The organism is Acinetobacter sp. VT 511, assembly GCF_001077515.1.
Classification (GTDB): Bacteria; Pseudomonadota; Gammaproteobacteria; order Pseudomonadales; family Moraxellaceae; genus Acinetobacter; species Acinetobacter schindleri.
The window spans coordinates 20,609-44,622 of record NZ_LFRE01000047.1; the positions used below are offsets into that span (position 1 = coordinate 20,609).

Genomic DNA, 24,014 nt, shown 5'->3' on the forward strand with positions numbered 1-24,014 from the left:
AGTCTTATTGGAGCTACACATGAAAAAAACTCTTTGCGCATTGGCAGTTGGGGCAACAATTTTAACACCAGTAATGGCAGCTGCTGCTGACGTTAAAGTATATGGTCGTGCACACGTTTCTCTGGATTATCTGGATGACGGCAAGGACTATAATGAGGTGGCTTTATCCTCAAACTCATCACGCTTAGGCTTTAAAGTTGATCACAAGATTAATGAAGATCTGACTGCATTCGCTCAGATCGAACAGCAAATCAACTTTTCTAGCGGATCGGATGATAGTGAGGATTCTATAAACTTCTCTACCCGAGATACTTATGTCGGAGTCAAAGGTAACTTTGGTCAAGTTAAAGTGGGCCGTTTTGACAGCCCATTTAAAGCGGCACGTGGTCCGGCAAACTTCTTTGGTGACCAGGTCGGCGACTTGCGTAATATCACTCGTGCTTACAATCACCGCTTCGATGAACGTAACCCGAATACGATTGAGTATAAAACACCAAAATTTGGTGGTGGTTTCACTGCAACAGCAGCTTTATCTTTACATGATGGCACGATGATCAGCAATGATACGACTGAGGATAGTAATGAAAAATCTCAAGCGTATGACCTAGGTTTAAATTATAACGCGGGTAACTGGGATGTCGCAGCTGCTTATGAACATTATGCAGAAGATGTGAGCCGCGGTGAACGAGATGGTATCCGTTTAGCAGCAGCTTATAAATTAACGCCTGAACTGAATGTGGGCGCACTTTACCAGTTTACTGCACTGGATGATGGCAGTGGCACCAATGCGGATGCTAATGTTTTCGGTGTAGGCGCGGAATATAAACTAACAGATAAAAATACATTACGCGGTCACGTTTTCCATCGTGATATTGATACAGCTGATGCTAACTCAACCCTACTTGCATTGGGCTTAGAGCATCGCCTAGATAAACAGTTCCGTGTTTATGGCAACCTGGCAGCCATGCTGAATGATGACGCTGCTAACCTGACACCTTGGTCACAAGCACGTAGTAATAAAGCAGGTTCATCCCAAGGTGTAAATGCAGCAGGTGAAACTGCAATGGGCTTGTCTGTAGGTATGCGTTACGACTTCTAAGCTCTACACTCCTCCAAAAGCTTAAAAAGAACATGCTACATGCATGTTCTTTTTTTTGCCTGCTTTTTCTCAGCAATAAGAATTCACCTCACCTTTAGATTCCACGAAAGACCCTTCTCGTTTTAATCCCTAAAATTTTAATCTATTCTCATTTTCAATAAAAATATAATAAACCAAGTAAAATAATCAGAATTTAAAATATTATTTTTTCTTAATCCAACTATTTTAATAGGATATTAATTTTTAAATATAAGCAAAAAAGTCGGATTTAAAAATAATTATGTTTACACAAAATAATCACAAATATTTTGATTATTTTTAAAAAAATATAATTTTAAATTTTTAATATTCAAATACTTATAAATATATATTTATTTAAACTGTTTAGTCTATTTATTTTTTATCATATTAGATTAATAATAAATTAACACGTTATAAAGACAGGCTTATTTACATGAGCTTAGTTCCAGAAAATCTAAATAAAAAAGTCGTAAGAGAGATCACTTTGATTTTAATCATCAAGGTCATTCTATTACTGACAATCAAACATATCTGGTTTGATGCGCCTACGATTCCCAAAAATTTTGACTCTCAAGTTGCCGAGCGTATTGCCGGCAGTCCTTCCCAAATCAAGGAGACACGTTGATGATTGCTGAAAGCGTGGTCGATCTTTCGCGGTTCCAGTTTGCTATGACTGCGATGTATCATTTTATTTTCGTTCCGTTGACCTTAGGCCTGGCTTTTATCCTGGCCATTATGGAAACCACTTATGTGATTTCCGGTAAGGAAATTTATCGGGACATGACCAAATTCTGGGGGAAACTCTTCGGGATTAACTTTGCACTCGGGGTAACTACCGGTCTGACCATGGAATTCCAGTTTGGTACCAACTGGGCCTACTATTCGCACTATGTAGGTGACATCTTTGGTGCACCGCTAGCGATTGAAGGCTTAATGGCTTTCTTCCTGGAATCTACTTTCATTGGCCTGTTCTTCTTTGGATGGGATCGTCTGTCTAAGGTTCAGCATCTGTGTGTAACTTGGTTAGTGGCGCTTGGCTCCAACATGTCTGCATTATGGATTCTGGTTGCCAATGGCTGGATGCAAAACCCGGTAGGTTCTAAATTCAACTATGAAACCATGCGTATGGAACTGGTTGATTTTGGTGCACTGATCTTTAACCCGGTCGCTCAAGTAAAATTTGTTCATACTGTTTCTGCAGGCTATGTAACAGGTGCGATTTTCGTTCTGGCAATCTCAAGCTTCTATCTGCTAAAAAAACGTGACTTGCCTTTTGCCCGCCGTTCTTTCGCTATTGCTGCAGTTTTTGGCCTAGCCTCTACACTTTCAGTGATTTTACTAGGCGATGAATCTGGCTACGAAATTGGTGATGTACAAAAGACTAAACTGGCTGCGATTGAAGCAGAATGGGAAACAGAACCGGCCCCAGCCGCATTCACTTTATTTGGTTTTCCAAATCAGGAAACCATGCGTACAGATTATGCAGTCAAAATTCCTTATGTCATGGGGATCATTGCAACCCGTTCAATAGATACTTCAGTGATAGGGATCAAGGACCTGCTGGTTGAACATGAAGGTCGTATCCGCAACGGTATGCTGGCATACGAACAGCTTGAAAAATTACGTGCAGGCGATCAATCTCCTGAAGTAAAAGCAGCATTTGAAAATACCCAAAAAGATCTTGGTTATGGTCTGCTTCTGAAAAAATACACTCCAAATGTCGTCGATGCTTCTGACGAACACATCAAAGCTGCTGCCAAAGACACTATTCCACATGTACCAAGTCTGTTCTGGGCCTTCCGTGCCATGGTAGGTTCTGGCTTCCTGATGTTGCTGCTGTTCGTATTAGCGACTTTTACTGTAGCGAAACGCAATGCTGAAAACAAACCTTGGTTATTAAAATTTGCCCTGTTTGCTTTACCACTGCCTTGGATTGCTGCACAAACTGGCTGGTATGTGGCTGAAGTGGGTCGTCAACCTTGGACCATTGGTGAAGTATTACCTACACACCTGTCTGCATCTACTTTAAGCACAGGCGATGTGATGGGCTCAATCCTGGCACTGGCAGCGTTCTACACAGTATTGCTGATCATTGAAATGTACCTGATGATCAAGTTCGCTCGCCTGGGGCCAAGCTCATTACATACTGGCAAATACCATTTCGAAAAACCTAATTCTCAAGTAATAGCCGAGCAAGAAGACGCAGCTGCAGCTCTTCCAGAAGGTGAAACTGGCGAGGTGAAATCATGATTGAATATGAACTGCTCAAAATTATCTGGTGGGTATTGGTTGGCGTTTTGCTGATTGGCTTTGCACTGACTGATGGCTTCGATATGGGCTCAATGGCGATCATGCCATTTGTAGGTAAAAATGATCAGGAACGTCGTGCGGCAATTAATACGATTGCCCCACACTGGGATGGCAACCAAGTCTGGTTCATCACTGCAGGCGGTGCCCTGTTTGCAGCATGGCCAATGGTCTATGCTACTGCTTTCTCTGGCATGTACTGGGCGCTACTGTTAGTACTATTTGCACTGTTCCTGCGACCTGTCGGCTTCGACTACCGCTCCAAGCTGGAAAATACCAAATGGCGTAATTCCTGGGACTGGGGTCTGGCTGTTGGCGGTGCGGTTCCTGCATTAGTCTTCGGTGTCGCTTTCGGCAACATGTTCCTAGGCGTACCGTTCACTTTAGATGAAACTGTTCGTTCAACTTATTCCGGCAGTTTCTTCGCTCTGCTAAATCCGTTTGCTTTAGTTTGCGGTATTGTAAGCTTGTCCATGTTGTGCGCACACGGTGGCGCTTGGTTAATGCTGCGTACTGATGGTGCATTACGTGAACGTTCTGCTCAAGCGACCAAAATTATGGGACTGGTTTATCTGGTGACTTTCCTTGCTGCTGGCGCATGGTTATATTTCGGCGGTATTCAAGGTTATACACTGGTGACTCCATATGACACCAATGGTGTTGCAAATCCACTGGCTAAAGAAGTACTGATCAATAGCAACCCTGGCTGGATGAATAACTATACAACTTATCCAATTACCATGATTGCGCCAATTATGGGTATCCTTGGCGGTATTATTGTCGTGCTGGCTGCCTCTAAAGCTAAAGCAGGCCTGAGCTTCCTAGGTTCATCTATGGCGGTGATCGGTGCAATCCTGACTGCCGGTTTTGCCCTGTTCCCATTCTTAATGCCATCTAGCATTAACCCTGTTGCCAGCTTGACCATGTGGGATGCAGTATCCAGTAAAAATACCTTGACGGTAATGACTGTCGCTGCATGTATCTTTGTTCCAATCATCCTGCTTTACACCACTTGGTGTTACTACAAGATGTGGGGCGTAATCACCAATAAATACATTCAAGAGAATTCACACAGCTTGTACTAAGACTGTGTCCTAAGGAGACAAAATTATGTGGTATTTTGCATGGATTCTAGGTGTACTTATGGCGTGTTTTGCCAGTGTGATTGCTGCAATTTATATGGAACAGCACCAAGACCTGGATGAGGAATAAATCATGACTGAAGCTGCGCTAGAGAAACCCGTTATAGACAAGAAACCCAACAAATTTGCGATGGTGATTTCCTGCCTGCTGGCATTTCCACTCGCAGCGGTGTTACTGGTACATCCAGCTGCGATGCTGGATGATAATGGTGCATATAGTCACCGAGCCATGATGTTTATCATGATTGGCATTTCTGGAGGCTTTGTTCATGGTGTAGGCTTTATGCCACGCCACTGGTTCTGGAAATGGCTATTTAGCCCTTTCCTTTCATGGCCGCTGATGCTCTGGGGTTATTACACCTGGTTCATTGCCTGAGCATTCAAACAAAATTTAAGCTCTCTTTGGAGAGCTTAAATTTGATAAATACAAGATCTTTACTCTCATATTTTTAAAAAGAACAATGATATTTTTATCAATTTTGGCCTAAACTATCTTCTAAATTTATCCTGAACAAGAGTAATGAACTCAAACAAAGCGACATTGATTGGTCTTACGGCAGTTTTCTTATGGAGTCTCATTGTTGCTCTCATCAAAGAAGTCAGTCATTACTTTGGACCGATCGGAGGAGCTGCGTTAATCTATTCATGCGCCTCGATTATTCTATTGTTCTCATTTGGCTGGACACATCTGAAAGAATTCCCCCTTAAATATCTGATTTGGGGAAGCCTGCTTTTTGTGGCTTATGAAATTTGTCTTGCCCTGTCTATTGGCTATTCAAGCAATAATAGACAAGCTATAGAAATCGGAATGGTGAATTATCTGTGGCCGACAGCCACGATTCTGTTTTCAATTATTTTTAACAGGCAAAAAGCCAATTTTCTTATCTTTCCCGGGATATGTTTATCTGTGGCAGGGATCTGCCTGGTGCTTGGTGGTGAAGCTGGATTTAGCTTTAAAACAATGCTGTCCAATATACAGACCAATCCACTGAGTTATGGACTGGCTTTAACCGGTGTCTTTCTATGGGCTGCCTACTGCACCCTGACTGCTCGTGCTGCCAATGGTAAAAATGGTATTACCTTATTCTTTATTTTGGTGTCGATTGTACTATGGACCCAATGGATTTTTTCTGCTGAGCCAATACCGAATTTCGAATTGAATTCCAGCATTTATCTGGTATTAGCTGCTTTTGTAATGGGCATTGGCTATGGGGCATGGAATATCGGAATTATGCATGGAAATGTGACTGTATTGGCAACAGCTTCATACTTTATCCCGGTTTTTTCTTCTGTGGTTTCAGCATTGATTTTGAGCACACAATTAACCTTCAGCTTCTGGAAAGGTGCATTGATGGTGTGTTTTGGTTCACTGCTTTGCTGGATGGCGACTAAAGCAAAATCATAGACCCGAAAAAACCAACCAATACAAAGCCTAACTTTTACTCAAATAAAAATGCCATTTTTAAAGCGTCTTTAGAGCCTTTGTGAACCGTATAGGTAGAATTCACCCCCTACCGTTTTAGGCATCCCATTTCATAAGTAGTACCCAAATCAATGAAGGACTGATTAAAGCTTGTATCCAATAAATGAACAAATTGCAGTTCATCCTTGGCTTCAGCCAGATGCAGATTTTGTTCGGAAAAGTGCTTAAGCTGTTTTAGACCTTTAGAATATTCACATGTTTTAGCAATCATAATTGCTGGATGCTCGCGACGATCCACCGACACATTGAGTGCAGCCTGTTTCAATTCTAATGCATCATAATGCTGCTTAACTTGAGATTTAAATTCCGCTGAACTCAATGGCTTTGCCCATATAGTTGCTGACAATCCTACAAGTCCAATCACCAACATTAACTTCTTCATCTTGTCCCCAATATGCAAATATAGTTATTTATCTAAGTTATTGAATATTTATAACATAAAATCTCAAGTAATAAAAAAGCCAGAATAAATCTGGCTTTTTCTTTTCTTCTATTATTTAGCGATGGGTATGGATTGACATCACAATACCCATACCGGCGAGCAAAGAAATCACAGCGGTTCCGCCATAACTCATCAGTGGTAATGGGTCGCCTGTCACTGGAAGGATACCACTCACCATGCCTGAGTTCAGGAATACGAAAAAGAAAAAGGTTAGACCTGTAGCACCCGCATATAGACGGCCAAAGTTATGAAAGCTGTTCATTCCGATCATCAAGCAACGAATAATAATAGCGGTAAACAGACTAAATAATAAAAATACACCGATAAAGCCAAATTCTTCGGCATAAGTCGACATAATAAAATCAGTATGATGCTCTGGCAGATAACCCAGATGTGACTGTGTCCCTTGCGAATAACCTTTGCCAGTCATTCCTCCAGAACCAATGGCGATTTTAGACTGGATAATATTCCAGCCTGCACCGAGTGCATCTGATTCAGGATCAAATAGCGTCAGGACACGTTTTTTCTGATATTCCTGTAACAGGAACATCCACATTAATGGTGCGACCACAGCTAATGCTGCCATTGCACCGCCAATCAAGCGCCAGGACATACCACTCAAAAATAAAACAAAGATCCCCGGAATCACCAGACCGATATTCAAGTCAGGCTGCAATGCTACAAGCACAAAAGGAATACCCAGTAAAATCAAGGCACCAACAATATGCATAAACTTCGGTGGAAATGGCTTACGCGCGAAGTACCAGGCCATCATCAGTGGCATCGCAAATTTCATCACTTCACTCGGCTGCATACTTCCCACGCCCGGCAAAGTAATCCAGCGTGTTGCTCCGAGTCGCCTTTCCCCAATCACAAAGACTAGCAATAGCATAAAGATCCCGAAGGCATAAAAATACGGGCTGGCGGCTTGATACACTTTTGGCGGAACCTGCGCACAGATAAACATCACCACAAAACCGACACCAAAACTGATCGCCTGACGGATCACCATGCCTGAGTTTTCAGAGGTCGCACTATAAACTACCATCAACCCCAAGGCAGCATTCAGTAACAGGAAGCATAGCAACCACGGGTCCAGATGTAGCTTGGTCCATCTTGAGGAATCGTGTTTTATACTCAATCCATCACGTGCGGATTGTCGTAAAAAACGATACTGCTGTGAAGGTATCATTGTGACAAAAGGTTCAAAACTAACAATGGCGAAATTATAAGTGAAAGCAGCGGAGAATTGATCGCCAGTGCTCTATTTATTATGTATTTCTTCAAATAAATTTAGGCTTGTGCTGCCAGAATCAGACGAGCCAGTTCCAGGTCATCCGGATAGGTAATTTTGAGATTATCAGATCGCCCCTGAACTACACGTACGGTTTCACCTACATGCTCAAGTGCACTGGCTTCATCGGTAATATTGGCACCATCTTGTAATGCCTGTTCGATAGCATATTTTAACCGGCCTAGTTTGGCCATTTGTGGTGTTTGAGCCTGCCAGAGAGTCGAACGGTCTACTGTAGTTTCAATATCCTGACCTTGTACGACGCGCTTTAAGGTATCGCGGACTGGAATTGCCAAAATAGCAGCTTGATCAGTTTCAGTCGCCGTATTGACCAGATCAATCAATGCATTTTGACTGACACATGGACGTGCCGCATCATGTACCAATACCCAATCTTCTTCTGAAGTGATTTCAGTTAGGTAAGCTAAGGCATTGAGGACAGAATTGACCCGCTCTGTACCGCCGGCACAAAAATGGGCTTTATCCTGATTAGAAAATGGCAAGGTTATAGCAACATCATCCTGACTACCGATCGCCAGCACATAACCGGTCAGCGGAAGTTGATTCAGACGTGCAACCGTATGTTCAAGAACAGTACGCTCCTGAATCATTTGATATTGCTTTAGTTCTGTTTTAGAGAATCTGCTACCCGAACCTGCAGCTGGAATGATAGCCCATAATTTATGGTGTGCTTGAATTTTCAGCTGACTCATTGGTACGCAGGTCTACTTTAGAATTTTGATCAAGATAAATCGGTTTATATTGGGTACTGATGGTACTCATCTGCACAAAAGTCTCATGCGGCTTAATTAAACCCAGATCCAGACGTGCATGTTCTTCAATGGCTTGATCACCATTTTTCAGATCATAAACTTCAGCTGCCAGCACACGGTTGCGCTCTTTCAGCTCTTCATTCAGTTCTACTTGTTGTTGTATTTTCTGTGTCAGTGCCTGATGGTCTTGATAGCCACCCTCACCAAACCAGTATAAATATTGAAACCCTGCGATCACAAGGATCGCAAGGCCCAACAGTACTTTACTCATCAAAGAGTCGAATACATTTAACATCAACGATAATCGCTTAGTTCAAACCTTTGAATTCAGCTTTACCGCGATATGCAGCATTAGTCAATTCTTCGATACGAAGTAATTGATTATATTTCGCTACACGGTCAGAACGGCAAAGTGAACCAGTCTTGATTTGACCTGCTGCTGTACCAACTGCAAGATCCGCAATAGTTGAATCTTCAGTTTCACCTGAACGGTGAGAAATTACAGTAGAGTAACCGTTTGCTTTTGCAAGGTAGATTGCATCTAAAGTTTCAGTCAAAGTACCGATCTGGTTGTACTTGATTAGAATAGAGTTACCTACTTTCTCATTGATACCACGTTGCAGAATCTTAGGATTCGTAACGAACAGGTCATCACCAACCAGCTGGATCTTGTCACCCAGAATCGAAGTCAGGTAAGACCAGCCTTCCCAGTCAGATTCATCTAGACCATCTTCAATCGAGATAATCGGGTACTGATTTACCAGACCTGCAAGGTAGTCAGAGAATTGGTTGCTTGTGAATGCTTTATTGCCTTCACCTGCAAGAATGTACTGACCATCTTTGTAGAATTCTGAAGACGCACAGTCAAGCGCAAGCATGATGTCAGAACCAGCTTTGTAGCCAGTTTTTTCAATTGCTTCAAGAATAACAGTGATCGCTTCTTCGTTTGAACGTAAGTTCGGAGCAAAACCACCTTCATCACCAACAGCAGTATTTAAACCCTGTTTTTTAAGTACTGATTTAAGTGAATGGAAGATTTCAGCGCCAGCGCGAAGTGCTTCAGAGAATGAAGTGAAACCTACAGGCTCAATCATGAACTCTTGAATGTCAACGTTGTTGTCCGCATGTGAACCACCATTCAGGATGTTCATCATTGGAACAGGCATTGTCAGAATGCTGTTGTTACGAAGGTTTGCGATGTATTGGAAAAGTGGGATTTTCTTTTCTTCAGCCGCAGCACGTGCAGCAGCAAGCGAAACTGCCAGAGTTGCGTTTGCACCTAGTTTTTCTTTGTTTTCAGTACCATCTAAAGCGATCATCGTGTTATCGATGTCTTTTTGTTCAAATACTGATTTACCAACCAAAGCTTCACGGATCAAAGTGTTTACGTTGTTAACCGCAGTTTTAACACCTTTACCCAGGTAACGTGCCTTGTCGCCATCACGAAGTTCTAAAGCTTCACGAGAACCAGTTGAAGCACCAGATGGTGCACATGCACGGCCAACTACGCCAGATGCTAAGATAACGTCTGCTTCGATGGTTGGATTACCACGAGAGTCCAAAATTTCACGTGCACGAATGTCAACGATTTGACTCATGAACTATTCCTCAGTTGATTAATAAAAATGATGCGTCAAAAAAGACGCATCAATGTGTATTGAATTAATGTGTATCTAGCTTTGCGAAACCTTTGACCAAGGTATCTAATTCTTTCAGCTGCGCCAGGAAAGGCTCAAGCTGTGACAGGCGCAATGCGCAAGGACCATCGCACTTGGCTTTTTCCGGATCCGGATGTGCTTCCAGGAACAGGCCTGCAAGACCTGTTGCCATACCTGCCCGTGCAAGTGTCGTGATCTGGGCACGACGACCACCAGCAGAGTCAGCACGACCGCCAGGAGTTTGCAGCGCATGGGTAACATCAAAGAACACCGGTACATTCATTTCCTTCATGATGTCGAAGCCCAGCATGTCTACAACCAGATTGTTATAGCCAAATGCTGAACCACGTTCACAAAGAATCAGTTTGTCATTCCCGGCTTCCAGACACTTGTGCAGAATGTGGCGCATTTCATGTGGAGCAAGGAACTGCGCTTTCTTGATGTTGATAATAGCATCAGTTTTTGCCATTGCTTCAACCAGATCAGTCTGACGACTTAAGAAAGCTGGCAACTGAATAATGTCGGCAACCTCTGCCACAGGAGCCGCTTGATACGGCTCATGTACATCGGTAATGATCGGCACATTAAAGTGTTTTTTTATGTCCGCTAACCACTCGATCCCTTTTTCCAGACCTGGGCCACGGAAAGAGTTCAAACTTGAACGGTTGGCTTTATCAAAACTTGCCTTGAATACGTATGGGATTCCCAAACGTTTACAGATATCTACATAAGTTTCTGCAATTTCAAAAGCCAGGTCTTTGGACTCGAGTACGTTCATCCCGCCGAATAGTACAAATGGCAAATGATTTGCCATTTGTATATTGCCTAAACGTACAATCTCTTGTGGTTTTAATTGCGACATTTAAACTTCCTAGTTGTGTCCTGACACCAATTATTGTGCTTTTTGATGCTGTTTTTTTGCAGCGTCGATGAAGCCAGCAAATAATGGATGACCATCACGTGGTGAACTTGTAAATTCCGGGTGGAATTGTACCGCAATAAACCAAGGATGTTCAGAAATTTCAACAGTTTCTACTAAATGCTGGATCGGTGAATAACCAGAAATCTTCATGCCTTTCTCTTCCAGCACTGGGATATAACGGTTGTTCATTTCGTAACGGTGACGGTGACGTTCGATGATTTCATCAGAACCGTACACAGCAGCAGTCTTGGTCCCTGGTACCAGTTCAGACTTCTGTGCACCTAGACGCATGGTACCGCCAAGGTCAGAATCTACAGAACGCTGTTGCACTTCACCACGCTCATCTAACCATTCAGTGATCAGACCAATCAATGGAGATTTAGTTGAACGGTTGAATTCAGTCGAGGTTGCGTCAGCAATACCAGCCACGTTACGTGCATATTCAATTACCGCAAGCTGCATACCCAAGCAGATACCCAGGAACGGTACGCCATTTTCACGGGCGTATTTGATTGCCTGCATCTTGCCTTCAGTACCACGTTCACCGAAACCACCTGGAACCAGGATAGCGTCAGCATCTTTTAATACTTCGTTTACATCCTGACTTTCAAGCTCTTCAGCATTCACATAGTCGATCTGAACTTTAACGCGGTTTTGAATCCCTGCGTGTAAAAGTGCCTCATTCACAGATTTATATGCATCTGGAAGTTCAACGTATTTACCGACCATTGCTACACGTACAGTGTATTCAGGATTCAGTAAAGCTTCTACAACGTTATCCCAATCTGTTAAGTCAGCTTCAGGAAGGTCGTTATAACCAAAACGTTCACAGATTAAATCGTCAACATTTTGTTCATAGAAAGTACGTGGGATCTGATAAATCGTACGCGCATCTTTACATACGACAACTGCACGTGCTTCAACGTTAGTGAACAGTGCAATTTTACGCGTAGTATCTGCATCAACATCGTGTTCAGTACGACAGATCAGAATGTCTGGCTGAATACCAATCGACAGAAGTTCTTTAACAGAGTGCTGTGTTGGTTTGGTTTTTAATTCTGCTGCAGACTTAATGTATGGGAGTAACGTTAAGTGCATAAGCATCGTGCGCTTGTGACCAAGTTCAACCATTAACTGACGTACAGATTCCATGAATGGGAGAGATTCAATGTCACCTACTGTACCGCCGATCTCAACGATCGCAACGTCATAACCTTCACCGGCGCGAAGTACACGTTCTTTAATATTATCAGTAATATGTGGAATAACTTGCACAGTACCACCCAGGTAGTCACCACGGCGTTCTTTATTCAGAACATCCTGGTAAACACGACCTGATGTGAAGTTATTCAGTTTGGTCATTTTCGCACGACGTAAGAAACGTTCGTAGTAACCCAAGTCTAAGTCTGTTTCAGCACCGTCTTCTGTAACAAAAACTTCACCATGTTGGAATGGGCTCATGGTCCCCGGATCGACATTAATGTATGGATCCATTTTTACCATGGTCACTTTTAAACCACGGGCTTCTAAAAGTGCAGCAACAGAAGCAGCTGAAATACCTTTACCTAGTGATGATACAACACCACCAGTAACGAAAATAAAATGGGTCATTGGGTTTCTCGTACAATCGAGCCTAAATAGGCCTGCAATGTTGCGCAATTTTACTTTACCTTGCACCTAGAAAGCAAAGTCAATCCGCATCAATTCAAAGAACAATAAACAATTGACTATTCTAGCAGCATTTCCGATAAAAAATTAGAGTAAGTTCAGATCATTTCTATCTGCTAATTTACTGCTATAATATTGTAATCCCCTCTACATTTACCTATGAAGTAATGATGAATAAGAAACTTTTAATCTGTGGCGCGCTTGCAACCGGACTTTTACTTACTGCATGTGTAAAGAAAGAAGCTCCAAAGGAAGAGGAACAGACTGAAGTTGCTGCAGCATCGGAAGCAACCCCAGTAGAACAGCCGAATTTCGAAACACTGGAACCAGCAGAACAAGATCAGCCTTTAATTGAAGAAATTCCTGAAACAGTTGAAGTGATTCGTGAAGAAACGCCGAATACCACAACTGAAATTCGTCGTGAAACTCGACCTGCTCAAAGTACTCCTGCTACAGCACCGGCAGCATCACAACCTGCTCAAGCACCAAACACCCAGGATTCTGAGACTGAATACAAGCCTAAAATCAATTCAGGTGCAGAACAGTCAGAGGATGATGCTGTGGCAGAAGCCATTGCAGCTGCTACGCCAGCACTTGAAAACTGATTATTTTTCAGTTAAAAAACCCAGCTTATGCTGGGTTTTTTAATGCTACGTATTCAGGTTCTGCTTCTTCTATTTCTGCCGCGGCCATAGAAAGCTGCTTCAGATACTGTGCCATAAGACGAGTAGCCCATGATTCAGTTCTGGTTAAGCCCTGATAAAAACCGCAATGACTGCCCCTTTTCGTAGTAACTACAATAATATTCGGCATGGCACGGATACGGTCTTTATATGGATGCAGATTGTTAATATGACAGACTGGGTCGTCTTCTGCATTCAGAATCATCAATGGGATTTTGACATTTTCAAAGACATAAATTGGGTTCGTGGCCTTGGTATAGGTTTCATAGTCTTCATAGCCAGCCAACTGAAAATACAGCTTCTCAAAATCGGCCAGATTTTGAACGGAAAGAATCTGCTCCCAGGAAGGTATATTTTTCCAGGTGTCCTGATAAGGATGAATAAATTTTTTCAGTAATTTTTTAGCCATAACCTTGCTATAAAATGGATGCACATAAGCAAAACCACTTTCAGTGTTATAGCCCGGACACAGTGCAAAAGCTGCTTTGAGTGGGGTTTGCTCACCCTCTTCTCCCAGATAGCGCACCAACAAACCTGTTCCAGCGGAAGAACCTACACCATATAGTTCGGATTGCGGGAATTTATCCTGAATATAAAGTAACTGTTCACGTAAATCTTGAGTGGAGCCAAACAGGTTCATTTTTGGAACAGGCATCGGTAAATTGGCATGACCACGGCGTAAACATAATGCCACTCGCCAACCCGTGTGCAGATGCAGATCTCTGACCAGCTCACCCATTGATTCTGGTGAACCGGTAATGGTATGTAGTAAAACAATCGTTGGCGTATCTACTGGCAGGTCGAGTCCATACCAGGCAATACCAGTGATTCCGCCATCAGACATGTTCAGCTGCTCAATTGCATCATATTTTAGTTTGATAGTTTTCTTTTTGATCAAGTCAAAATACAGAATATGGGCATGCGCATTGCATAGCCACGGTGTAGGACGGTATTTTTGCTTTAATTGTGGTAAATGATCAATCAGGTTCTGAAATACGCCATTTGGGTTGTAATATAAAGTAGGCGTGTCCGCACCAATCACACGGTCCAAATATTCACCTGAAAGCTGAACTACTTTTTTTATCAACATTTTCATTTGTCTTTCCATCCAGTTGTCCTTCAGTAACTTACAAATTTCATGCCGGGTTATATGATGGCTCCTGAATCAGACTAGTTTTGGAAGGCCATCATCCGCTGTCCCATTTGTGCAGCAACCGCTTCAAGACCTGACTTCGGTCGAATCATCACTTCAAAGTCGATAATTTTGCCTTCATCATTGAACTGAATCATATCGATACCCTTTAATTTCTTATCCCCCACATTGGCAGAAAACTCAAGTACAACATGGTTACCGTCTTCTGAATAGAAAGTACGGTGATACGTAAAGTTCTCGAAGACCTGAATCACATTAGCCAGAATAAAAAAGACTACAGGCTTACCTGAGTATGGATTAAATGCCACTGGTGAACGAAATACCACTTCATCTGCCAGCAGTTCATTCAGAATATTCATGTCACGGCTTTCCAACATTTCGTGCCAGAATGCGAGTGAAGCTTTGGTGGTTTGTAGAGTCATTTTTGGGTCCTTTTTTGTTATTCGTATTTTTTAATTTAGAGCTCCTCCCTGAGCAAGTTTTAAAGCAGTGCTTTAAAATGAAGCGCAAGAAAGGAAGGTTGGAAGGGATTTTTCATATTTTCAATCCCCTTAAATCCCCCTTTTTCAAAGGGGGACTTCCTTAAGCATTTTATTTAAAAGTAGTTCCCTCTCCTTTAAGGAGAGGGTCAGGGAGAGGTAAAGAATTCACTTACCCTCTCCTAAATCCTCTCCCTGAGCTTTGACTCAAAGCGCAAGAGAGGACTTGAAAGCTATTAAATCACTGCTGCCAATTCAGCACCTTGACGAATCGCGCGCTTGGCATCCAGTTCACCGGCTTCTTTAGCCCCTCCGATCAGATGTACATTTTTACCTGACTGTTTCAGTTCATCAAACATTGCAGTATAAGATTCCTGACCTGCACAGATGATGACATTATCTACTTCAAGCAACGTTGGCTGACCGTTGACTGTAATATGCAAGCCCTGATCATCCACTTTTTCATAGCTGACACCAGGGATCATTTTTACGTGGCGGTGTTTCAGACCTGCACGATGAATCCATCCGGTTGTTTTGCCCAGATCTGCGCCCACGGATTTTGCTTTACGCTGCATCAAGTAAATTTCACGACTTGGCTGTTCTACACTTGGCTGTTTTAAACCACCGACATTGTCATAATCGGTATCGATTCCCCATTCATCATAGAATTTCTGCGGATTGACGCTGCCACTTTCACCTTCATGGCTTAAATATTCCGCGGTATCAAAACCAATACCGCCTGCACCAATAATGGCAACATGCTGACCCACAGGCTTACGCTCTTTTAGCACATCCAGATAAGACAGCACTTTTGGATGATTAATGCCTGGAATATCCAGCTGACGTGGATTCACCCCAGTCGCTACGACGATTTCATCAAATTCTGAAGACAGCAGCTGCTCAAAAGTCGCTGTATGATTCAGTTTGAGCTGAATACGGGGTTGCAATTCGATCTGGCGTTTAAAGTAACGAATGGTTTCGTAGAATTCTTCTTTGCCCGGAACAGTTTTGGCAATATTAAACTGACCGCCAATCTGATTGGATGCCTCGAAAACAGTGACATGATGACCACGACCTGCAGCATAAATCGCGAAACTTAAACCAGCTGGACCCGCACCAATTACTGCTATATTTTTTGGTGTAGACACTTCTTTGAAAATCAGTTCAGTTTCATAGCAGGCGCGCGGATTGACCAGACAGGTCGCAATTTTCATCGAGAAAATATGATCCAAACAGGCCTGGTTACAGCCAATACAAGTATTGATTTCATCACTACGGCCCTGCTCGGCTTTCACGACAAATTCGGCATCCGCCAGCATCGGCCGCGCCATGGAAACCATATCCGCATGACCGGCAGCCAGGACATATTCTGCCATTTCTGGAGTATTGATACGATTTGAGGTAATTAAAGGAACTTTGACTGAACCTTTTAGCTTTTCAGTTACCCAGGTAAAAGCTGCACGTGGCACTTTGGTCGCAATGGTTGGAATACGCGCTTCATGCCAGCCAATCCCTGTATTGATAATTGTTGCACCTGCTTTTTCGATTTCCTGTGCCAGCTGAATCACTTCTTCTAGCGTTGAACCACCTTCGACCAGATCCAGCATCGACAGACGATAGATGATAATAAAGTTCTCACCTACGCTTTCACGGGTCCGGCGCACAATTTCAATCGGGAAACGGATACGGTTTTCATAACTGCCACCCCACTCGTCATCACGGTGGTTGGTACGCGCGGCAATAAATTCATTGATCAGATAGCCTTCCGATCCCATGATTTCCACACCGTCATAACCGGCATATTGGGCTAAGCGTGCACAGTTGGCAAAATCATCAATAGTCTGCTGGACTTCACTCGAAGTTAGGGCATGTGGTTTGACCGGATTGATTGGCGCCTGAATCGCAGACGGCGCGACATTTTCAGCCTGATAGGAATAACGTCCGGTATGCAAAATCTGCATGGCGATCTTGCCGCCAGCTTCATGCACTGCTTGAGTAATTACCTTGTGCTTCTCAGCTTCTTCTATCGTATCGAGCTTAGAGCCACCTTGGAAAGTCACACCGTGATCATTTGGCGAAATGCCACCAGTCACAATCAGGGCCACACCCCCTTTGGCACGTTCAGCATAGAATGCCGCCATACGATCATAACCACCCGGGGCTTCCTCCAACCCGACGTGCATAGAACCCATCAGAACCCGGTTTTTTAATGTGGTAAAGCCCAGATCTAATGGGGCAAGTAAATGCGGATACTTTGACATTTCGACTCCTTAGCGTGCCTGTCAGCTGGCTATTTTTTATATCGGCTGATGTGAAATTCCCCTCAGTCATCAGCTTTTATGCAACTTGTTGCATTAATTTATAGTTCAGAATTGATTTTTATGCAACATGTTGCATAATAATCCCGAGTCATTTTTCTTGAGACGTTTATGTCTTTATCGCATGTTCTATTGACCAGTTTACTGGAAAAACCAAGTACCGGTATTGAGTTAGGACGCCGCTTTGACCGTTCGATGGGCTTTTTCTGGAATGCCACCCATCAGCAGATCTATCGTGAACTGAATGCCATGTTACAAAAAGGCTGGATCTCCACCATAGAAGATGAAGACAGCGGTTCACGTAAAAAGACTTATCAGGTAGAACGTCCAGGACGTGAAGAACTGACCAACTGGATGCTGGAACAAAGTCCACCGGCTCAACTGCGTGAAGAACTAATGGTACGCTTACGTGCTGAAGCCCAAATGGGCAGCAATACTATCTTGCCAGAACTGGAAAGGCACCTAGAGTTGCACCGGGAAAAACTGAATATTTACCGACAGATTTTTGCCAAAGATTTTGCAACAGCTGACGAAAATAACCGCACACTGTATATTCATAAAATGATTCTGCAACTGGGTATCGATCTGGAAGTAGGCTGGATTAGCTGGTTAGAAATCATGATTCCAAAATTAAAACAATTTAATAATGCAGCTGCTGGCTAGCATATAAAAATAAGGACTCAGTCGATGTCATATTACAAAATGCCCGATGGCGAAATGCTTTTTGTACGCGAATATGGACAGGGTCAGCCGGTAGTGGTGTTGTCCGGCCTGGGGATGTTGAGCTGGCAATGGGCGGCTTTCCTCTATCCGCATCGGCATCAGTTCAGATTTATTATTCCGGAGTGGCGCGGTTTTGGGGCTTCCAGTAATTGCAAGATTCCAGATATGAATGCAATTTCCAGTCACTGGCTGGATGTGCAATCGGTAATCCAGCAATTACATCTTGATAAGGTGATGGTAATTGCATATTCCATGGGTGCCACTACGGCCATGCATGGTATGCACTATGCGAATTTCGCCGAGCATATCACTGCTTATCTGCATATTGACCAGACCCCAAAAATCCCGGTAGATGACAGTTGGGGCTATGGTCTGTTCGGTGAACATCATCCGGTATTTATTTCTATTCTGACCCAGATTTCAGAATTATTGGCACCACATCAGGATGTAAAATACATTAAGGATCTGGACAGTAACACTCGTCATCAGATTGCCAAACTTTGGCTGCAGTTTATTGGCTTGCAAAATAACAATAAATACAGCCTGAAAGCCATTGAATGGATTCTGAATCAGCCACGCCTGCAAAGTCTGCTATTACCATCAAACCGGGTCGACTATATGGCCTGGTATATCAATAATTATCTTTACCATCGAGAAGATTACCGTGCGGCGATTCAAAAACTAAAATGCCCGGTGACTTTCCTTAGCGGCTCACAATCCAAACTTTATCCAGTTGAAGGTCAAACCCTGGTTGCCCAAAGTATTCCACATGCCAAACAGGTACGTTTCGAAAAATCCGGGCATACTCCACTTTTGACTGAACCGGTAAAATTTAGCAAGGAAATCGCGGTATTCTTAAAAGCCAGTACCAAACATAACAATCATGCAGCTTAAAGGAGAAAAGAAACAAGATGAAAAAACTGGTGGTCTTTTCTGGTGCAGGTATGAGTGCTGAAAGCGGAATCAATACCTTCCGCGACAGTGATGGTCTTTGGGAACAGCATCGCGTAGAAGATGTGGCAACACCAGAAGCATGGCGACGTGATCCTGAACTGGTACAGCGCTTCTATAATGAACGGCGCAAAAAGATTCTGGCTGCACAACCCAATGCTGCGCATCAACTGATTGCTGAACTGGAAGTTGCTTATGACATACATGTGATTACCCAGAATATTGATTATCTGCATGAACGTGCTGGAAGTTCAAAAGTCATTCACCTGCACGGCAATATCCGGATGGCAAAAACATCTGGACCGAAGGCGCAATACACCACCGAGTTTTATCCGATTGATGGAGCTGAACTGGATCTTAATAAACACCTTTGTACGGATGGCTATCCGCTGCGTCCGCATGTCGTGTGGTTTGGCGAAGCTGTACCTGCTTATGCAGAAGCACAGGACTGTGTGCAGGATACTGATATTTTTATTGTGATTGGCACCAGCTTGCAGGTTTATCCGGTTGCTGGCTTGATTCATGAGATTCCATTGAATTGCAGCGCTTACTATATTGATCCTAAAGCCAATCAGCAGCACTTACCTCCTCAGTTTGAGAAAATTGCCATGACTGCTACCCAAGGCATGCAATATCTGAAAGATAAACTGCTTAATTAAGCTAGATAGTCAATAAAAAGACAAAGTCAGCATTGACACATTGCAACAATAATTCTTTAATCACCTTATTGTTGCGTATATGGAATGAACTCATGCTGACGGATCTAGATGACTTTTATTGTTTTGCTCAAGTCGTAGAACATGGTGGCTTTAGTGCAGCAGAACGCGCCACTGACATTCCTAAATCCAAACTCAGTCGCCGGGTTTATAATCTGGAAGAACGTCTTGGTGTTCGGCTAATTCAACGCAGCTCACGTCATTTTGCCGTAACCGATATCGGTATGAATATTTACCGTCATGCCCAGGTTATGCTCAGTGCCGCCCAAGCCGCCCATGATCTGGTCGATCATCTCAGTACTGAACCACGCGGCATTATTAAACTCAGCCTGCCAGTATCCATTGCACAAAACGAAATCGCGCGCATTCTCCCTGCATTCCTGAAACAATATCCTGAAATCAAAATTCAGATGATGGTCACGAATCGTCGTGTGGATATTATCAATGAAGGTTTTGATATTGCCCTACGCGTCCGTTCCAGTCTGGATGATGATCCAAATCTGGTAATCCGTCAGTTTGACCAGATCGAACAGCATCTATTTGCCAGTCAAGGCTATCTGAATGAATTTGGTCATCTGAAAAATCCGGAAGAATTGTCCGAGCATAAAATCCTGAGCATGGCGGATGAACATACTGAACAGTTTTTGATATTACACAATAATATGCAACAACAGAAAAAGATCCGCGTTATGCCAACAGTACTGGGCTCCGATCTAAGCATGCTGGCACAACTGGCTACTTCAGGCTGTGGTATTACCCTGTTACCTGATAACGTCGTGCAGCAATATGTGGAACGTGGTGAACTGGTACGTGTACTTCCGGAATGGAAAGCAGCTCATGGTATTTTCCATATGGTTTATCCGTCACGTCGTGGCTTGTTACCTGCTGTTCGGGTCTTTATCGATTATCTGGTTGAGCACCTGCATCATGATTAGATTAATGAGCATCTAAGTAAAATAAAATAATAAGTAAAAAAAAGCTCATCTACGGAGGATGAGCTAGTCAGAGTCACTACAGCATTAAGGGGTAACAATATTTACTCTGTAAATCAAAAAATATATCGCTTAGATCGTTCTCTTGGCTCTTAATCAGTTAATTATATGAGCAAGAATAAATAAAAGAGATTGATACAGCCTATCTATCTAACTCATATAATATAGAGAATGAATCTCATTTGCACCACTGCAAGTCGTAGTATTTTGTATTGTTTTGAAAACGTATGTGTATGCTCATTTACAATTAAAAAAAAACACTGATTTTTTAAAAATCAGTGTTTTCATAATCAGAGATTTATCTTTTATTTAAATTGCAGGATAAAAGCCCGTGCCTTCTGGCCATGGAGATAACAATTCAAAGCCAGTGTCAGTCACATAAACCATATGCTCCCACTGCGCAGATAACGATTTATCTGCAGTTACTACTGTCCAGCCATCTTTAAGTTCTTTAACACGCGCTTTACCCAGATTCACCATTGGCTCAATAGTGAATACCATGCCTTTTTTTAGCACCAGACCCTGGCCCGGTTGACCATAGTGCAGAATGTTTGGCTGTTCATGGTACACCTTACCGATACCATGACCACAGTATTCACGTACGATACTATAACCTTCGCGATGTGCCACAGACTGGATTGCATAACCGATATCACCCAAGGTTGCACCCGGTTTTACTGCATGAATCCCGGCAACCATGGCTTCATAAGTGGTTTCAACCAGTTTTTTTGCTTCAGCCGAAGGCGTACCGACATAGTACATTCGGCTAGTATCACCAAAATAGCCATCTTTAATAATCGCAACATCGATATTGATGATATCGCCATCTTTTAATACGGTAGTTGCTGATGGAATGCCATGACACACCACTTCATTGGGTGAAATGCAGGTAGTCTTGGTATAACCGTAATACCCCACATTCGCCGGAATAACTTGGAGTTTATTCACAATAAAATCATTACAGATGTCATCCAGGTATTCTGTCGTGACACCCGGCTTCACATGCTCTCCGATCATTGCTAAAACCTCAGCAGCCAGACGGCCCGATATACGAAGTTTTTCGATATCCTGTTCAGTTTTAAGACTTATCGTCGAAGCTCTCATGTGTTCATCCTCTTGGTCAATCCTTGAATTATAGACCCTTTTTCTGAAAGATGCGGTGAATTCCTTCAATAACAGCGATCGGAAAATGTATATTTAAAACATGTATTGTTTATAGATTAAACAAATAAAACTATTCAGGATTTTTTAGAAATATTGATAATTTATGATGATTTTTATAATTTATAAATTTATTTGATTGAATTCATAAATTTATTTTAACCAAACTTCTACCCATCAGTTAAACAGAAAATCACTCAAAGAAATTCATCGAAGCTCAAGCCAAAAGGTGCTCCAAAAATCAGCATATTTCCTTTAAAATCGCTTTCTTTTTTGCGTTTATTCTCCCTCTATGACAAGTCTCCGTACTCGGGATATTGTTGCCTTAGGTTTTATGACCTTTGCACTGTTCATCGGTGCCGGCAACATTATCTTTCCACCGATTGTGGCTCAACAAGCCGGTGAGCATGTATGGTTAGCTGCTCTAGGTTTCCTGGTTACTGCAGTTGGCCTGCCTGTTATCACCATCGTGGCACTGTCTCGTGTTGAAGGTTCAATCCAGATCTTAAGTTCACCTTTAGGTAAAGCTGCAAGTCTTTTACTGACCGTAGTTTGTTATCTCACTGTTGGACCTTTATTCGCAACGCCACGTACTGCAACCGTTTCCTATGAAATTGGTTTCTCCTCTTATTTTGGCAATGAGCCAAGCAATCTGTTGATCTATAGCGTGATCTATTTTGCTGTGGTGACACTGGTTTCACTGTATCCAAATAAAATTCTGGATACTGTGGGTTACTTCCTGTCTCCATTGAAAATTATCGCCTTGGTCATTTTAGGTGTGGCTGCAGTTCTTATTCCTGCGAGTAACCCACCTGCTGCGATTGGTAATTATGTTTCTAGCCCGGTCACTGAGGGCATCGTCAATGGTTATCTGACCATGGATACTTTGGGTGCCTTGGTCTTTGGTATCGTGATTGTGCGTGCAATTACTTCTCGTGGGGTCACTGACCGTAAGCTGATTACCAAATATGCGGTAAATGCTGCCATTATTTCCGGGATCGGCCTAACCTTGGTTTACCTCAGCTTGTTTAAATTGGGTCTGGGTAGTCATGAAGTTGCCCCAAATGCTGCCAATGGTGCGATTATTCTGCATGCTTATGTACAACATGCCTTTGGTGATATGGGTGCCTATTTCCTTGCAATCATGATCTTTGTTGCCTGCATGGTAACTGCGATCGGGCTGACCTGTGCATGTGCTGAATATTTCTCATCGATTACCTGTTTACCGTACAAAGCCTTTGTATTTGTTCTGGTTGGCTTCTCGCTGGTGATTTCAAACCTTGGCTTGACCAAACTGATTGCCGTTTCTGTGCCTGTACTGAGCGCGATTTATCCGCCTGCAATTGCAGTGATCCTGCTGAGCTTCTGTGGACATTTCTTTAAAAAGCCTGCTCAAGTTGTTGCACCCACCACACTGGTTGCATTTATTTTCGGTATATTTGATGGTCTTAAAGTTGCCGGTTTTGATTTACCTGCTGCACTTCAGAATTTGCCGCTTTCTGAGCAAAACATGGCATGGCTTATCCCTGCCCTGATTGTTCTCGTGATTTCAGCTTTGATTGACCGTATCAGAAACTAATCTTTCTGCGCAGTGTCAATAAATCGTCTTTTTACCCAGAATACGATTTAAGCGTGATCAATAATTGTCAGGTTTTACCCAAACGGACATTTATTGGTTCAATTCACTGCATGATTATCGCTAAGCAAGCGCTCAGTTAAAAGTAGATAAAAATTTAGCTGATACACAATTTAACCATTCGTTTAGCTAAACTAACCTAATCATTTCCAAAATTATTCAATTTCATTTACTTATATCAATATTCTAACAAATTTTATAATTCTTCAGCATCCCGCATACATGTGCTTACATTCTCTGCCGACCAAACTACATATTGTGGCGTAAAATTTGCATTTTCCTGCTTGTACCATTTAAATTTTATCACCCAGCACTACCTTAAACCCTAATTTAAGCATTTAAATGGTCCAGGTAAATTGCTGTACTTTGACAATTTTTATAGCTCTACGACTA

General features: G+C 42.6%; 24 protein-coding genes. 13 read left to right on the top strand and 11 right to left on the bottom strand.

What is annotated here, in order from left to right; all coding sequences use genetic code 11:
• Nucleotides 1-19 precede the first annotated feature (19 nt).
• The 7 genes from ACS72_RS03470 to yddG all read left to right on the top strand — a co-directional run bounded on the left by ACS72_RS03470 (nucleotide 20) and on the right by yddG (nucleotide 5,974).
• Nucleotides 20-1,099 (top strand): porin, encoded by a 1,080-nt coding sequence (locus tag ACS72_RS03470; RefSeq protein ID WP_004815820.1) that lies wholly within the window; start codon nucleotides 20-22, stop codon nucleotides 1,097-1,099.
• 454 nt (nucleotides 1,100-1,553) lie between these two features.
• On the top strand, nucleotides 1,554-1,745 hold the full coding sequence (cydP, locus tag ACS72_RS03475) for a cytochrome oxidase putative small subunit CydP (protein WP_048881232.1): 192 nt from the start codon (nucleotides 1,554-1,556) through the stop codon (nucleotides 1,743-1,745).
• Nucleotides 1,745-3,370 (top strand): cytochrome ubiquinol oxidase subunit I, encoded by a 1,626-nt coding sequence (locus tag ACS72_RS03480; protein ID WP_048881233.1) that lies wholly within the window; start codon nucleotides 1,745-1,747, stop codon nucleotides 3,368-3,370. Before cydP ends, ACS72_RS03480 begins: the two co-directional genes overlap by 1 nt.
• Complete coding sequence (gene cydB / locus ACS72_RS03485) at nucleotides 3,367-4,512, top strand: cytochrome d ubiquinol oxidase subunit II (RefSeq protein WP_048881234.1); 1,146 nt, start codon at nucleotides 3,367-3,369, stop codon at nucleotides 4,510-4,512. The genes ACS72_RS03480 and cydB overlap by 4 nt, the downstream gene beginning before the upstream one ends.
• A 25-nt stretch (nucleotides 4,513-4,537) precedes the next feature.
• Nucleotides 4,538-4,639, top strand: a complete 102-nt coding sequence (gene cydX / locus ACS72_RS17290; RefSeq protein WP_004278713.1) for a cytochrome bd-I oxidase subunit CydX — start codon at nucleotides 4,538-4,540, stop codon at nucleotides 4,637-4,639.
• A gap of 3 nt (nucleotides 4,640-4,642) precedes the next feature.
• Nucleotides 4,643-4,945, top strand: a complete 303-nt coding sequence (locus ACS72_RS03495) for a cyd operon YbgE family protein (RefSeq protein ID WP_048881235.1) — start codon at nucleotides 4,643-4,645, stop codon at nucleotides 4,943-4,945.
• A gap of 144 nt (nucleotides 4,946-5,089) precedes the next feature.
• Nucleotides 5,090-5,974, top strand: coding sequence for an aromatic amino acid DMT transporter YddG (yddG, locus tag ACS72_RS03500; protein ID WP_048881236.1), 885 nt, complete (start codon nucleotides 5,090-5,092; stop codon nucleotides 5,972-5,974).
• Nucleotides 5,975-6,080: 106 nt separating this feature from the next.
• Here the strand turns inward: yddG and ACS72_RS03505 are convergent, their stop codons facing one another.
• The 7 genes from ACS72_RS03505 to ACS72_RS03535 form a co-directional block, all read right to left on the bottom strand.
• Complete coding sequence (locus ACS72_RS03505) at nucleotides 6,081-6,434, bottom strand: hypothetical protein (RefSeq protein ID WP_004815809.1); 354 nt, start codon at nucleotides 6,432-6,434, stop codon at nucleotides 6,081-6,083.
• A gap of 115 nt (nucleotides 6,435-6,549) precedes the next feature.
• Nucleotides 6,550-7,686 (bottom strand): rod shape-determining protein RodA, encoded by a 1,137-nt coding sequence (rodA, locus tag ACS72_RS03510; protein WP_004815808.1) that lies wholly within the window; start codon nucleotides 7,684-7,686, stop codon nucleotides 6,550-6,552.
• A 101-nt stretch (nucleotides 7,687-7,787) separates the two neighbouring features.
• A complete protein-coding gene (gene ispD, locus ACS72_RS03515) occupies nucleotides 7,788-8,501 on the bottom strand; it encodes a 2-C-methyl-D-erythritol 4-phosphate cytidylyltransferase (RefSeq protein WP_004815806.1) in 714 nt (237 codons plus the stop codon).
• Nucleotides 8,470-8,856, bottom strand: coding sequence for a septum formation initiator family protein (locus ACS72_RS03520; RefSeq protein ID WP_004815804.1), 387 nt, complete (start codon nucleotides 8,854-8,856; stop codon nucleotides 8,470-8,472). Before ACS72_RS03520 ends, ispD begins: the two co-directional genes overlap by 32 nt.
• Nucleotides 8,857-8,869: 13 nt before the next feature.
• On the bottom strand, nucleotides 8,870-10,159 hold the full coding sequence (eno, locus tag ACS72_RS03525; protein WP_004815801.1) for a phosphopyruvate hydratase: 1,290 nt from the start codon (nucleotides 10,157-10,159) through the stop codon (nucleotides 8,870-8,872).
• Nucleotides 10,160-10,223: 64 nt separating this feature from the next.
• A complete protein-coding gene (kdsA, locus tag ACS72_RS03530) occupies nucleotides 10,224-11,081 on the bottom strand; it encodes a 3-deoxy-8-phosphooctulonate synthase (protein WP_048881237.1) in 858 nt (285 codons plus the stop codon).
• 30 nt (nucleotides 11,082-11,111) lie between these two features.
• On the bottom strand, nucleotides 11,112-12,752 hold the full coding sequence (locus tag ACS72_RS03535) for a CTP synthase (protein ID WP_048881238.1): 1,641 nt from the start codon (nucleotides 12,750-12,752) through the stop codon (nucleotides 11,112-11,114).
• Nucleotides 12,753-12,979: 227 nt separating this feature from the next.
• Between ACS72_RS03535 and ACS72_RS03540 the strand changes: the two genes are divergently transcribed.
• On the top strand, nucleotides 12,980-13,414 hold the full coding sequence (locus ACS72_RS03540) for a hypothetical protein (protein WP_048881239.1): 435 nt from the start codon (nucleotides 12,980-12,982) through the stop codon (nucleotides 13,412-13,414).
• A 25-nt stretch (nucleotides 13,415-13,439) separates the two neighbouring features.
• Here the strand turns inward: ACS72_RS03540 and ACS72_RS03545 are convergent, their stop codons facing one another.
• From ACS72_RS03545 to ACS72_RS03555, 3 genes are all read right to left on the bottom strand, one after another.
• A complete protein-coding gene (locus ACS72_RS03545; protein ID WP_048881240.1) occupies nucleotides 13,440-14,588 on the bottom strand; it encodes a YheT family hydrolase in 1,149 nt (382 codons plus the stop codon).
• 74 nt (nucleotides 14,589-14,662) lie between these two features.
• Nucleotides 14,663-15,067 carry a nuclear transport factor 2 family protein gene (locus ACS72_RS03550; RefSeq protein WP_048881241.1) on the bottom strand — a complete coding sequence of 135 codons (405 nt, stop codon included), beginning with the start codon at nucleotides 15,065-15,067 and terminating at the stop codon, nucleotides 14,663-14,665.
• Nucleotides 15,068-15,360: 293 nt separating this feature from the next.
• Entirely contained in the window at nucleotides 15,361-17,385 is a 2,025-nt protein-coding gene (locus tag ACS72_RS03555) for an NADPH-dependent 2,4-dienoyl-CoA reductase (RefSeq protein ID WP_048881242.1), read from the bottom strand.
• Between the two features lie 168 nt (nucleotides 17,386-17,553).
• Here ACS72_RS03555 and ACS72_RS03560 point away from each other — a divergent pair, with 168 nt between their 5' ends.
• The 4 genes from ACS72_RS03560 (at nucleotide 17,554) to ACS72_RS03575 (ending at nucleotide 20,767) form a co-directional block, all read left to right on the top strand.
• On the top strand, nucleotides 17,554-18,105 hold the full coding sequence (locus ACS72_RS03560; RefSeq protein WP_048881243.1) for a PadR family transcriptional regulator: 552 nt from the start codon (nucleotides 17,554-17,556) through the stop codon (nucleotides 18,103-18,105).
• A gap of 24 nt (nucleotides 18,106-18,129) precedes the next feature.
• Nucleotides 18,130-19,059, top strand: a complete 930-nt coding sequence (locus tag ACS72_RS03565; RefSeq protein WP_048881244.1) for an alpha/beta fold hydrolase — start codon at nucleotides 18,130-18,132, stop codon at nucleotides 19,057-19,059.
• Nucleotides 19,060-19,076: 17 nt separating this feature from the next.
• On the top strand, nucleotides 19,077-19,775 hold the full coding sequence (locus ACS72_RS03570) for a Sir2 family NAD-dependent protein deacetylase (protein ID WP_048881245.1): 699 nt from the start codon (nucleotides 19,077-19,079) through the stop codon (nucleotides 19,773-19,775).
• A gap of 92 nt (nucleotides 19,776-19,867) precedes the next feature.
• The gene (locus tag ACS72_RS03575; RefSeq protein WP_048881246.1) at nucleotides 19,868-20,767 is read left to right on the top strand and encodes a LysR substrate-binding domain-containing protein; all 900 of its coding nucleotides are present in this window, start codon (nucleotides 19,868-19,870) and stop codon (nucleotides 20,765-20,767) included.
• A 366-nt stretch (nucleotides 20,768-21,133) separates the two neighbouring features.
• On the opposite strand, the gene map is transcribed toward ACS72_RS03575, so the two are convergent.
• Nucleotides 21,134-21,928 carry a type I methionyl aminopeptidase gene (map, locus tag ACS72_RS03580; RefSeq protein ID WP_048881247.1) on the bottom strand — a complete coding sequence of 265 codons (795 nt, stop codon included), beginning with the start codon at nucleotides 21,926-21,928 and terminating at the stop codon, nucleotides 21,134-21,136.
• 349 nt (nucleotides 21,929-22,277) lie between these two features.
• On the opposite strand from map, the gene brnQ reads away from it, so the two are divergent.
• On the top strand, nucleotides 22,278-23,564 hold the full coding sequence (gene brnQ / locus ACS72_RS03585; protein WP_048881248.1) for a branched-chain amino acid transport system II carrier protein: 1,287 nt from the start codon (nucleotides 22,278-22,280) through the stop codon (nucleotides 23,562-23,564).
• Nucleotides 23,565-24,014: the final 450 nt, after the last annotated feature.